Origin of the sequence: Chryseobacterium sp. POE27 (assembly GCF_039727685.1) — a bacterium.
Taxonomy (GTDB): Bacteria; Bacteroidota; Bacteroidia; order Flavobacteriales; family Weeksellaceae; genus Chryseobacterium.
The window spans coordinates 4,168,793-4,181,467 of record NZ_CP152475.1; the positions used below are offsets into that span (position 1 = coordinate 4,168,793).

At 37.5% G+C, this 12,675-nt stretch carries 10 protein-coding genes and 1 pseudogene; 5 read left to right on the forward strand and 6 right to left on the reverse strand.

Features of this window, described 5'->3' with window-relative positions:
• Nucleotides 1-39: 39 nt before the first annotated feature.
• A complete protein-coding gene (locus AAHI02_RS20030) occupies nt 40-606 on the forward strand; it encodes a YceI family protein (RefSeq protein WP_346984666.1) in 567 nt (188 codons plus the stop codon).
• A gap of 134 nt (nt 607-740) precedes the next feature.
• Here the strand turns inward: AAHI02_RS20030 and AAHI02_RS20035 are convergent, their stop codons facing one another.
• Complete coding sequence (locus AAHI02_RS20035; RefSeq protein ID WP_346984667.1) at nt 741-1,022, reverse strand: hypothetical protein; 282 nt, start codon at nt 1,020-1,022, stop codon at nt 741-743.
• Here AAHI02_RS20035 and AAHI02_RS20040 point away from each other — a divergent pair.
• From AAHI02_RS20040 to AAHI02_RS20055, 4 genes and pseudogenes are all read left to right on the forward strand, one after another.
• Nucleotides 1,016-1,321 carry a YceI family protein gene (locus AAHI02_RS20040; RefSeq protein WP_346984668.1) on the forward strand — a complete coding sequence of 102 codons (306 nt, stop codon included), beginning with the start codon at nt 1,016-1,018 and terminating at the stop codon, nt 1,319-1,321. The two genes, AAHI02_RS20035 and AAHI02_RS20040, sit on opposite strands and share 7 nt — an antisense overlap.
• An 81-nt stretch (nt 1,322-1,402) precedes the next feature.
• A complete protein-coding gene (locus AAHI02_RS20045) occupies nt 1,403-2,044 on the forward strand; it encodes an alpha/beta hydrolase (protein ID WP_346984669.1) in 642 nt (213 codons plus the stop codon).
• Nucleotides 2,045-2,153: 109 nt separating this feature from the next.
• Nucleotides 2,154-3,497, forward strand: a complete 1,344-nt coding sequence (locus AAHI02_RS20050; RefSeq protein WP_346984670.1) for an ammonium transporter — start codon at nt 2,154-2,156, stop codon at nt 3,495-3,497.
• A gap of 440 nt (nt 3,498-3,937) precedes the next feature.
• Nucleotides 3,938-5,357 (forward strand): annotated as a pseudogene (locus AAHI02_RS20055) (L-serine ammonia-lyase).
• 75 nt (nt 5,358-5,432) lie between these two features.
• On the opposite strand, the gene AAHI02_RS20060 reads toward AAHI02_RS20055, so the two are convergent.
• The 5 genes from AAHI02_RS20060 to AAHI02_RS20080 all read right to left on the reverse strand — a co-directional run bounded on the left by AAHI02_RS20060 (nt 5,433) and on the right by AAHI02_RS20080 (nt 12,613).
• Nucleotides 5,433-6,905, reverse strand: coding sequence for a serine hydrolase domain-containing protein (locus AAHI02_RS20060; RefSeq protein WP_346984671.1), 1,473 nt, complete (start codon nt 6,903-6,905; stop codon nt 5,433-5,435).
• Nucleotides 6,906-7,649: 744 nt separating this feature from the next.
• Complete coding sequence (locus AAHI02_RS20065; protein ID WP_346984672.1) at nt 7,650-8,495, reverse strand: prephenate dehydrogenase; 846 nt, start codon at nt 8,493-8,495, stop codon at nt 7,650-7,652.
• Nucleotides 8,496-8,777: 282 nt separating this feature from the next.
• Nucleotides 8,778-11,051 (reverse strand): cation:proton antiporter, encoded by a 2,274-nt coding sequence (locus AAHI02_RS20070; protein ID WP_346986642.1) that lies wholly within the window; start codon nt 11,049-11,051, stop codon nt 8,778-8,780.
• Nucleotides 11,052-11,154: 103 nt separating this feature from the next.
• Nucleotides 11,155-11,865, reverse strand: coding sequence for a response regulator transcription factor (locus AAHI02_RS20075; protein WP_346984673.1), 711 nt, complete (start codon nt 11,863-11,865; stop codon nt 11,155-11,157).
• Entirely contained in the window at nt 11,843-12,613 is a 771-nt protein-coding gene (locus AAHI02_RS20080) for a histidine kinase (protein WP_346984674.1), read from the reverse strand. The genes AAHI02_RS20075 and AAHI02_RS20080 overlap by 23 nt, the downstream gene beginning before the upstream one ends.
• Between the last annotated feature and the right edge of the window lie 62 nt (nt 12,614-12,675).

Genomic DNA, 12,675 nt, shown 5'->3' on the forward strand with positions numbered 1-12,675 from the left:
CATCAGTAAATAATAAACAAGAAAATAATTTTTATTCAAATGAAAAAAATATTCTTATTAGCAGTTTTAGCTAGTGGTTTAGCATTCGGACAGGCAAAAAAAGTAGTAAGCTCAGATGTTCAGTGGTGGGGGTATAAGATCGCAAAATCTGAAGCAAGTTCTCACAACGGAACGGTAAAGGTGAAATCAGGTGATATGATTATGAAAGGAAACCAGTTGGTTGGTGGTAGTTTCGTTTTGGATATGACTTCTATCAACGCTACAGACCTTTCCGGGGAGTATCAGCAAAAGCTTAACGGACACCTTAAAAACGGAGATTTCTTCGAGGTTGAAAAATATCCTACGGCAACTTTCAAAATTACAGGGGTGAAGAAAAACAACGACAAAGTGTACAATTCTTTAGTGACAGGTAACTTAACGGTAAAAGGAAAAACCAACGCAATTTCTTTCCCTGCAAAAATTACGTATGCTAACGGAACAGTAAGCTTAATGTCAAACAAATTCTCTATCGACAGACAAAAATTTGATGTTGCTTACAAATCTACGATGCAGGATGTTCTTGTGAAAGATGACATGGATTTGCAGGTAAAAGTAACAGCAAAATAATTTAATCAAAAAAAGATTGTTAAAAGTGTAGAAGTTCTACACTTTTTTTTATTTTTGTTGAATTGTAAATAAAAAAGAATGAAAAGATTACTATTGTTTGCTATGATGTGTGTAAGCATGTCATTTGTTTTCGGTCAGAAGAAAGGAGATAAAGTGGTAAAAGTAACATCGTCTGAGATCAGATGGTGGGGATATAAAGTAGTGAAAACAGTTCCTACAACACACTCCGGAACAGTAAAACTGAAAAGCGGAAAGTTTACTTTTGATAAAACGGTTTTAGTAGACGGAGAATTCGTGGTTGATATGAAGTCCATCATGGCAGGTGATGTGTCAAGCCAGGATGAAGATATGGTAAAATTGACCAACGATCTGAAAAGTACAAATTTCTTTGAAGTTAAAAAAGTTTCCGTTGGCAAAATTCCATTTAACGAAGATTATTCCTCTGGCAAACAGCGATTACAACTCTACAGTTTATGGAGATATTACGATCAAAGGGGTGAGAAAAACAATCACTTTCCCTGCAAACGTTTATATCACTCAATTTACGGTAGTCATAGAATCTGCTAAATTCTCACTGAACAGAAGAGATTTCAAAGTGTTCTACCAGTCTTCTCTAAAAGATTATTTCATCAAAAACGAAATGGATATCCAGTTTAAGCTTTCTACTGAGAAATTGGATAACGAAAACAGAACACCTGTTAAAAAGAAAAAATAAGACCTGGGTCTTTCAATAAACAAATGAGCGATTTCTTTTGAAGCCGCTCATTTTTTTGTCTGATTTTTTTATTTTAGTAGTATGAAAATATATGTTGTAAGCGGACTTGGCGCAGATTTTAAAGTGCTGGAAAAGATTAAATTTCCGGAGCATCATGAAGTTGTTTTTATTGACTGGCTGATCCCTGAGCAAAACGAAGACTTTCTGCATTACGTACAGAGAATGGCTGAAAAAATTGATGATACAGAGCCTTTTTATCTGCTGGGATATTCTTTCGGGGGAATAATCGTTCAGGAAATACATAAACTCAAACCTGCAAAGAAAGTCGTAATCATGGGCAGCATAAAATCAGACAGAGAAAAATCAAGATTAATAAAAACGGGGCAGATCACAAGAATTCCCAAAGTTTTGCCGGTGAGGTTCTTCAATGAAAAGACAACCAATATTTACTCCATGTTTAGGAAGTTTTTTGATCCTAAAAACCCCAGAGTTCTGCAATATTTTCAGGTGAAAGATCCTTATTACCTGAAATGGGCGATCGAAAAAATATCAGATTGGAAATTTGATGAAAATCCGGAGGTCGTACAGATCCTTGGAGATAAAGATATCGTTTTTCCTATCAAAAATTCCCGACCGGATTATATTATAAAAGGAGGGACTCATTTATTTCCGGCAACAAAATTTAAAGAAGTATCCGGTATTTTAAAGGGGGTGTTTGAATAAAATTTATATTAAATTTTATTTTAGTATTAAATTTAATAGGGTTAAAATTAAATTTATTGATTTTTATAAAATTTATACTTACTTTTGTGGGGGTAATATATAAATTTTTATGACAGTCGGTTTAAAATGGATCGTTTCCTTCAGTATCATTACGCTTGTTGCCGTTGGCGGATTATTCTGGAGTCCTATGGCAGATTTTCCAAATACAGGAGAATTTTTGAGCGAAGATAAAATTGTAGGTGCAGATGTTGCCTGGATCCTCGCTGCTGCAGGTCTGGTATTGTTGATGACTCCCGGGCTTTCTTTTTTCTACGGAGGAATGGTAGGAAAGAAAAATGTAATTTCCACCATGCTTCAGAGTTTTATTGCTCTAGGAGTTATTTCTATGTTATGGGTGGTGGTTGGTTTTTCCTTATCATTTGGCGACTCCATTGGCTTTACCATGAATGGCGTACATTACGGGATTATCGGAAATCCCCTGAGCTATCCGTTCTTTAATCGGGTAGGAGTATTACCACATAAATACATGGCATCTACCATTCCGTTTGTCCTTTTTGCTTTATTTCAGATGAAATTTGCCGTGATCACACCTGCCTTGATCACCGGATCATTTGCAGAACGTGTACGTTTTATTTCGTACCTCTTATTTATGGTACTTTTCAGCATCTTTATCTATACACCGCTTTGTCATATGGTGTGGCATCCGGATGGTCTTTTAAATAAATATTTCGGGGTAAAAGACTTTGCGGGTGGAACAGTTGTCCACATGAGTGCAGGTTTTGCTGCATTGGCAGGTGCTATGGTAGTGGGAAACAGAAAAAAGCCTCATCATGATCCGTCCAATATTTCTTACGTGCTATTGGGAACCGGAATGCTGTGGTTCGGATGGTTCGGTTTTAATGCCGGCTCGGCACTCAGTGCCAATGCTACAGCTGCTACAGCTTTTGGAACGACGACCATCGCCTCTGCTTCAGCGATGATGACCTGGATATTCTTTGACAGAATCAACAGAAGAAAAGTATCTGCTATGGGAGCATGCATCGGTGCTGTTGTGGGTTTGGTGGCGATTACTCCCGCTTGCGGCTTTGTTTCCATTTCGGAAAGCCTGTTCATCGGATTTATTTCCGCTATTGTATCAAATCTGATGGTCAACTGGAAAGCATTGAAGAAGATTGACGACACCCTGGATGTTTTTGCCTGTCACGGTGTTGGTGGAATTATGGGAATGATTCTCACGGCTATTTTTGCACACGGTGAAAATGCAAGCCTTCTTCATGGCGGACTGGAAGTTTTTGCGCATCACATGGCTGCATTGCTTCTTGTATCTGTTTTTACTTTTTTCGGATCGTTATTGTTATATAAAATCACAGATAAGATCATCACCTTAAGAGTTTCTGAAGAATCAGAAGAGCTTGGGTTAGACATTTCCCAACACGAAGAAAGACTGTGCTGAGAAGGGAATGGTGAATTGTCAATGGTCAATAGTGAATTTTTATTAAGCCATAATTTAAATTGACAGTAGAACGAATGGACAGTTCAACATTAAACAATATTGAAGTAAGGTTAATCGTAAATAGTGAGTTTTTTTAACCCAAATTTAAAATTGACAACGAAGTAAATTGACCATTCGCCATTGATATAAATACTGAGTGAATTGTCAATTTTATCAAGCCAAAATGCCAAGTGAATCGTCAATGGTCAATAGTGAATTTTTATTAAGCCATAATTTAAATTGACAAGCAAAGCGAACTGACCATTCACCATTGATATAAAAAATCTACAAGTGTTCATATAGTTTTAATTAGAAAGCCGGAGCTGATTTTTCAACTCCGGCTTTTGTGTTTGGATTTATCGTGTATCTTTGTGTTAAGGAAAAAAAGGAAGAATTTCTATATGGAATCAATATCGGTTTTTGAAATTATAAAAGTAGGAATTGGCCCGTCCAGTTCGCATACAATGGGCCCTTGGAATGCGGCTTCAGCATTTATCAGGATTATAAAAAAGGGAAAGGTCAATTGCTGAGGTGAAAGAAGTCTTCCTTGAATTTTTTGGTTCTCTTGCCAAAACAGGAATCGGACATGGAACCGATATTGCAGGAATGCTTGGATTAAATGGTGAAGATTTTAAAACCATTGATACAACAAAGATTGACGAGAAAATCGAGAACATAAAAAGCTCTCAGACGATCAATCTCGGGGGCGAAAAAGAAATTCCTTTTATCTACGGACATCATCTGGTTTTAAATATGCAGAAATCTCTTGAGTATCATCCCAACGGAATGATTTTCAAGGCAATTTTTGAAGACGGAACCGAACTTGTACAGGATTTTTATTCTGTGGGAGGTGGTTTCATCATGAGCCAAGAGAAAAAATCTATTGAAAAACACTGCATCCGTACATTATATCCTTGTCATAAATCTTCTGACATTGTAAAATACTGCGAAAAGCTGGGACTTGAAAAAATTTCAGATCTTATTTTAATGAATGAAGAAAGCTGGAGATCTCAGGAAGAAACGAAGCAGGAAGCGCTTTACATCTGGCAACAGATCAAAGAATGTATCTATAAAGGCGTCAATAAAGAAGGGGTGCTTCCTGGGGGGCTCAATGTTTCCCGCCGTGCGGCCGGAATCAACAGAAAACTGCTCGGTGATAAGATTTATAAAAATAAAAATGAATGGTTTCAGCAGGTTGTTGATGCAGAAGAAAACTTTACCAATATCAATAAATGGATTTCCTGTTTTGCATTGGCTGTGAATGAGGAGAATGCAAGCTTTGGGAGAATCATTACAGCGCCAACTAATGGGGCGAGTGGTGTCATTCCGGCAGTGCTGATGTATGCGCAGGCATTTACCCCTTTCACTAGCGATGATGATATAATCCGTTTCTTGCTGGTCGCCGGAGAGATCGGAACTTTATTCAAAAAAAATGCTACCATTTCTGCAGCGATGGGCGGCTGTCAGGCAGAAGTTGGGGTTTCATCGGCAATGGCAGCGGCTGGACTTACGGAAATTCTTGGGGGAAGCGTGGGGCAGGTGCTTATGGCAGCAGAAATTGCAATGGAGCATCATTTAGGAATGACGTGCGATCCAATCAAAGGATTGGTGCAAATTCCATGTATTGAAAGAAATACGATGGGCGCTATAAAAGCAATTACCGCCGCAAATATCGCCTTGGAAAGTGATCCCGCCAAAGCAAAAGTAAGCTTGGATCAGGTCATTCAGACCATGTGGGAAACCGCTCTTTCCATGAATGACCGGTTCAAGGAGACATCTGAAGGAGGGCTCGCCATAGCGGTGAACGTCGCGGAATGTTAAGATTAATCTATAACTATCATAATAATAAATCCTTAGAATTATTACTCTAAGGATTTATTATGTTATTTCTTTTTATCAAACAAAAAACTTCTCGCCATTTTGTTGCAGTTCCATCTGCTGCTTTTCGGGATAAAACCTGATTTTCACGCCGTAGTTATCGAATTTAAACTGATGATCTCCTGCATATTCGAGGGGGAATTCGGGTTGGCCGGTTGCCTGAGCAAATAATCCGTCGTTTTTTATAAAAATTTTAAGTCCCAGAGGATGTGCTTTCGAGGTGTATTCACCAACATATTTCTGCAAATCTGCGGCGCTGATTTCCGGACCGAAAGTTGGCATTTCAAATGGTTGATTATATAAAATACTCAGAATATCAACAACGAAAGTATTGGCTCCTACACGATCTGCATTCAATGAATAGGAAATTGACAAATCATCTTCACCGTTGTAGATCATCAGCGAATTGGTTCCGTACGTTCCGCCGCTGTGACCCACAAAAATTTTGGTGTTAAACGGTACAATAGCAAGTCCTCTTCCGAATTTATCATCTCTTGGCATCATTGCAGAAAGGCTTTCTTTGGAAACAAGTTTGCCTTCGAATAATGCATTGATGATGATATTCAGATTGGTCGGTGTTGTTGCGATATCACCCACACCAACAACATTATTAAAGTCAAAATCTTTTACCGCTTCCCATCGGTTGGCATAGTTGTATGGAAGAAAAACATTGGTAGGTTTCTGGCTGACCGTATAAAAATTTTTAAGTTGTAATGGCGCAACAATGTTTTCCTTCAGGTTTTCCGCATACGACTTTTTGCTTATTTTTTCTAAAATTTTAGCCAGAAGATAATAGCCGGAATTGGAATATTGTGTTTTCGTTCCGGGTTCAAATAAAGAGCCCTGCTCAATAATATGATTCATGATCTGTTCTTCTGAAACCTTCTCCGTAAGCCATTTCATCGTATCTTTGCCGGTAATGTAATCGTCAAGTCCTGAGGTATGGCTCAGCATTTGGGAGATGGTTATTTTTTCTGCGTTCGGGATTTTAGGATAAAATTTTGACAGCTTATCATTAAGGTCAAGTTTGTTTTTTTCGATCAGTTTAAAGATCATCATGGCCGTCATTGATTTAGTAATAGAGCCGATCTGGAAAGTTTCTTTTCCTTTCTGAGATTGAGGAAGCTTGGTTTCGCCGAAATTTCTTTTGTAAATTTCTTTTCCGTCTTTAAAAATTGAGATTTCGCCTGCTTCTGCATTATTATTTTCAAGATAAGAAAGAAAGCTGTCGATCTTTTGTAAGCTTTCGTTTATATTTTCGGATAGTTTCAGGCCTTCAGGCAGTAAATCCTTGCTGTTTTTTTTATCATACGCTTCAAGAATCAATGAATACGTTTTTCCCATCTGAACAAAATTTCCTGAGAATTTTCCGTTTTCAAACTTGCCTTTATAGGTGGCACCTATGCTGGATATATCCAAAGACAAATCGTTATTGGTAAAAACTACTTTATCTACAGGAATGCCTTCAGCGCCTTGTAGCGGACTATCCATTGTGACTGTGTAAACGTCTTTCTCCCGATTGATGTTAAAAATAAGAGGAAGCTTGCTCCCCTGAATATCAAGATCTCCTTTCCATGATCCGGCAATATTCTGAGAAAAAAAGAGACTGTGAAATAGCTATAAGGAAGCTTAAAAAGAGTAAAAATTTAGTTTTCATAGTTAGTATATAAATTTAAAATGGGGGAATAGAGTAGTATATGCTCCTAAAATTTGAAGTAAAGATAATTTTTTTTTAGTACTTATGCTATGTTCTGTAGTGTTTCCCTGTATTACAGATTCATTTGCTTACGTTTATTCTACTTCGGCCGGGTATTGCTTTACTTCCCTTGGGGTTTGCTTCACTAACCTTGAGTAGAAGCTTACTGCGCTCGGGTAAAAGCCTACTTACCTTGAGTATAATCGTACTTACCTCGGGTAAAGTCTTACTACTCTAGGGTATAAGTCCACTTACCTTGGGTATAATCGTACTTACCTCGGGTAAAGTCTTACTGCGCTCGGGTAAAAGCCTACTTACCTTGAGTATAATCGTACTTACCTCGGGTAAAGTCTTACTACTCTAGGGTATAAGCCTACTTACCTTGGGTATAATCGTACTTACCTAGGGTAAAGTCTTACTGCGCTCGGGTAAAAGTCTACTTATCTTGAGTATAATCGTACTTACCTTGGGTAAAGTCTTACTTCCCTCGGGTATTGCTCTACTGCTTTCGGGTTTTGTTGTACTTTGGTTGTTTATATTTATTTATCCAGGATTCCTCTGATCTTATTGGCATTGGAGATCAGCTCTTCCAGATAATCATAATTTTCTTTTTCTAAGGCTGATTTGAACTTTCTTAACTGTGAAATATGCTCATTCAAAACATCGAGAACATTTTCTTTGTTTTGTTTAAAAATAGGCACCCACATTTCGGGATGCGATTTCGCGAGACGCACCGTACTTGAAAACCCCGAACTTGCCAGCTGGAAAATCGTTTCTTCCTCACGTTCTTTTTCTAAAACGGTATTCGCCAGTGCATACGAGGTAATGTGTGAAATATGGGAAATATATGCGGTGTGTACATCATGATCTTCCGCATTCATGTAGATGAGGTGCATATCCAGGCTTTCTGCAATTTTCTCAACTGATTTCAGGGCATCCTCAGAAGATTCTTCGCGGTTACAGATCACGCCCGCTTTTCCTGAAAAACTCTCTGAAACGGCAGACTTCGGACCGCTGTTTTCCGTTCCCCACATGGGGTGAAACGCTACAAACCGTGATCTTTTAGGATGATCTTTTACGGTGTTTACGATTCCTGCTTTGGTAGATCCGGTATCCATTACGGTCTGGTTTTCCGAGATGAGATCCAACACTTTGGGCAAGATTTTTCTAGCTGCATCCACCGGAATCGCAAGAATAATTAAGTCGGAATTGCTGATCCCATATTCAAGGTCTGCTTTAGCATCAATGATCTTGAGCTCTAAAGCTTCGTTCAGATGTTCCGTGCTGTTGTCTATTCCGTAAATAAAATCGGCAATTCCTTTCTGCTTCAGTTTTAACGCAATTGATCCGCCGATTAAGCCTACGCCTATAATACTTATTTTCATCTTTTAAATTTTAAAATAAAAAACCCCGCCCAAGGACGAGGTTATGTGTATCTGTACAACGAAATCCTTATCCCATGTCTGAGCTAAAAATTCCGTAATAATATGTTCCGATGTTTGTAATCACAGAGCGAAGATAGAGAATTTTTTTTAATTGGTTTAAAAAGTGAATGGTGAATTTAAAAGTCAATTAACTTCGTTGTCAATTAGCTTTGCTGTCAATAATTTCATGTGAATGTAAGGATTGACCATTGACTTGCGAAGCAAAATTCACCACTCACATTATTACGGATTACTGATGATCAGCGTTGAAGGAATATCCGAAAGCCAAAGACTTTTGGTGTCGATCAGATTTTTCCAGCTTTTACTGCTGATGAGCATAAGGTCCTGAGAAGTCAAAAAATCTTTCTCAATTTTCTTCTCGTTGTATAAAGTGATGTGATTGGGTGCTACCTGTTCGATGCTTCTGATGAGTTCTTTCACTTCAATATTGCTCCTGATCTGTCCGGCCACATCAAGAATAATGATTTGAGAATTGTTGTTGTTGATCAGCCTTTTGGCATATTCAAGAAGATAAAAATCACTCAGATTAAAAATCGGAACGAATACTTTGTCGGCGGAAGTAAAGCTCTTATCCACCATAATACCGACCGGAATATTAGTTTTATCTAAAATCTGCAGGGTAAAATCGTCAAAAGGAGAGTTGTTAAATATATTTCCTTTTCCTTTTACGGTATTCAGAAGTTTTTCAGGATTGATTATTTTGGTGGTGAAACCTAAAAGTCTTCCGAGTAAACTTCCTTCGTACATTGATTTTCCGAGCATGATGAGCAGAAGATCATAGTTTCCTTTGTTTGAAATATTCGTAAGATCACTTTCGATATCTGTTGATGCTTTAAAAAGAGTCGTGATTTTCAATTGCAGTTCCTGAGAAGTATCGATTACATTTCTGAACTGTTCGTTTTCATATTCATTGATATCATACGCATGCATTTCGTTTACCGGGGCAATATTCATTGCGGTGATGCTTTTATTGGCATTCATTTTTTTGGTGAAGTCATGAGCAAGCTTCAGCAGTGTACTTCCGGATTCGGGATTATCAAAAGAAAGTAAAACCCTGTATTTAGCGTCGTTGTGGTCTTTATTCTCTTCCTCCGCTTTTTTAGATTTAAAAATAAAGTTGATGAAATCGAGTGCCGGCCCTGTCATAAACGTTGTAAATAGCGCCATAATAACCATCATTGCAAAGATTTCCGGGCTTAAAACTCCCAGATCATAGCCAATATTTAAAACGATTAATTCCATTAAACCTCTTGTATTCATCAATGCTCCGATGGTAAGGCTTTCTTTCCAGTTGATGCCTAAAAATTTAGCGGTTAATGCACTTCCTGCAAACTTTCCCACTACAGCGGTAAGGATAATAAATCCTGCCGTGATCCAGAGGTGTTCGTCATTCAACAGCCCTATCTGTGTACGAAGCCCGGTAAATACGAAGAATAAAGGAAGTAAAAGCACCAACGCAACGTCTTCTACTTTATCAATAAACATAGTCCGGAATTTTGCATTTTCCGGCATGATAGCTCCGGCCATAAAAGCTCCGAAAAGCGCATGAATACCGATAACCTCTGTAGTGTACGCTGAAAGTATTAATGTTAAAAAAAAGATAGCGACCATCGGTTTGTTGATCGTGTTTTTTCCCGCCTGAAGATCTCCGATTCTTTTTAAGAAAGGCCTTACGATCTTTATCATTAAAAATACATAGCCTATTGCCATTATAATCACATAAATCGAACTGGCAAAAGATCCTGCTTTTACAATAGCGATTACCGCTGCCAGAATACACCATGCTGTAATATCATCGGCTGCAGCACAGGTGATAACGACAGTGCCGAGTTTCGTTTTCTGAAGATTCCTTTCCTGAACGATTCTTGCCAGTACAGGAAATGCAGTAATACTCATCGCAATCGCAATGAATAAGGCAAACGAGGTAAACTGAATTCCGTCCGGAGCAAATTCCTTGTAAATGAAGTACGATAAACCTATTCCCAACGCAAAAGGAATGATAATACTGGCGTGGCTGATGACCACAGCGTCATGTGCCTTTTTTCTCAATACGCTTAAATCCAGCTCCATTCCTACGATATACATGAAAAGAATAAGACCGATCTGGCTCAGAAACTGTAAATTTCCTAATGATTCTTTCGGAAAAAGAAAAGCTGAGAATTCCGGAAAATACATTCCTAATAAAGAAGGACCCAATACAATCCCCGCAATCATTTCACCGATTACCGAAGGTTGTTTTATTTTTATACAGATCCATCCAAAGAGTCTTGCGACAAGAATAATCGTCACAATCTGAGCCAGCAGCAATGCTAGGGGATGATGTAAATTTGTTTTGAAAGATTCTAAAAAATTATCCCACGTAGAGCTGTTATTTGTTTTGATGATAATATTCTCTCCGGCTTCCAGCGTTTGCCCTTCGATGATGAAAATGTATATCAAAAAAGAAAACGCAGCAATGGTAGCGATGTAGAAAATAATATTTCTGTATTTGCCCAAGTTCATAAATTCCGGTATTTTATGCAAAATTGATAAGAATATAGTTATGATAAATACTATTCTTCCTCAAATGTAATGAAAGCAATAAATTATGCAGCGAAACCTATCTGCTTAATAGATCCGAAAGTACTTTTCTATAAGTTTCTCCGATCTGAAGCTTCAGAAAGCCGTCGTGTTCTATGGAAATTGTTGTGATAATTTCGTTAACCGAAAATACTTTAACAGCAGATAATGCAATAATCTCTTTTTTATTTATCTGCGCAAAATTCTTTGCAGGGAGCATCTCCAATAAGCTTTTAAAATTGAGATTTTTTAAAACAAGATTGCTGCCGTCTTTCAGGATAATATCTTTATCACGGCTATCTATTTCGGAAGTTTTGATATAAGCGATCTGGTCTGTAAATATTACTGTTTTACCAATGTTAGTATTCCATTCGATAAAATCTTTTTTGGGTGTATGCTGAACGAGTTCTTTAGCTTTTTCAAATGCCTGAATCAGTCTTTCCTTTTTAATTGGCTTTCTCACATAATCTGCTACATTGAGGTCGAATGCTTCGGCAGCATATTCTTTGTAAGCCGTTGTAAAGATGATTTTCTTAGTATCTGAAATCAGTTCGGCAACCTGAAGACCATTCATTCCCGGCATTTCAATATCAAGAATGCAGACATTACAGTCGATATTTCCGATTTCTTTTAAGAAGACCTTAGGATCATTGAATGCCTTTATTACTTCTACACCTTCTATTTGTTCACAAAGAAGTTTCAGATAACTGATGGCCAGTAATTCATCGTCAAGAATAACGCATTTTATCATAAAAATCTCCGAGATTAATGGTTAGTTCTGCTGTAAAAATACCGTTTTTTGAACTTTTGTGAAGGGAATAGTAATTATTATAGATCATTTTCAGCCGTTGATCCAGAGACTGACTTCCGAATCCGCTTTTTTCTTTCTCAAGAACATTTTTAAGCGAAGCTTTATTACTTACTTTCATTGAAAAAATACCCTGCTGCAGTTCCAGCTGAATGGAAATAAACGAATCTTCAGCGAGAAAGTCTGTGTGTTTAAAAGCATTCTCAATCAGATCAACAGAAATGAGCGGTGCGAAAACTTTCTCTTCAAAAAGAATATCAGACTTATCAATTTTAGATTTAATTCTGAAATCAAAAAGTGGATTGACCTTTATTTTGTTGATTTCTATAAGACTTAAGGCAAAATTCAGTTCTTCTTTTGGACTTACAAATTTGTTGTTGCTTTCGTATAAAATATAGTCTAAAACATTCGCCAGCTTATCGAGTGACATATACGTCTGATAGGCATGCGACTGAACAGAATTTAAAATATTTTTAAAAAGATGCGGATTAAGCTTTGTGCCGATATGCTCCAGCTGAACTTCATTCAGCCGTTGCTCGATCATTTTATTAGCTTCCGAAAGTCTGGCATTTCTGAGTTTAAAATTTTGGTTCTGACTAAACAAATAGATACTTACCGTCAGAAAAAAGAAAATGGCAAAAACCCCGATGAATATCAGATAATCATGAATCATGTAGTAATTGCCTTCCATAGTTTCAGAACGTATTTTCTTTCAATCGTTTAGTATCAGCAAAAAGTCATGCTGGGCGTTAG

Excerpts from the sequence above, each read along its gene's own strand:
- AAHI02_RS20030 (WP_346984666.1), top strand. The coding sequence starts at position 40 with ATGAAAAAAATATTCTTATTAGCAGTTTTAGCTAGTGGTTTAGCATTC.
- AAHI02_RS20045 (WP_346984669.1), top strand. The coding sequence starts at position 1,403 with ATGAAAATATATGTTGTAAGCGGACTTGGCGCAGATTTTAAAGTGCTG.
- AAHI02_RS20050 (WP_346984670.1), top strand. The coding sequence starts at position 2,154 with ATGACAGTCGGTTTAAAATGGATCGTTTCCTTCAGTATCATTACGCTT.
- AAHI02_RS20060 (WP_346984671.1), bottom strand. The coding sequence starts at position 6,905 with ATGGATAGTCCGCTACAAGGCGCTGAAGGCATTCCTGTAGATAAAGTA.
- AAHI02_RS20065 (WP_346984672.1), bottom strand. The coding sequence starts at position 8,495 with ATGAAAATAAGTATTATAGGCGTAGGCTTAATCGGCGGATCAATTGCG.
- AAHI02_RS20075 (WP_346984673.1), bottom strand. The coding sequence starts at position 11,865 with ATGATAAAATGCGTTATTCTTGACGATGAATTACTGGCCATCAGTTAT.
- AAHI02_RS20080 (WP_346984674.1), bottom strand. The coding sequence starts at position 12,613 with ATGGAAGGCAATTACTACATGATTCATGATTATCTGATATTCATCGGG.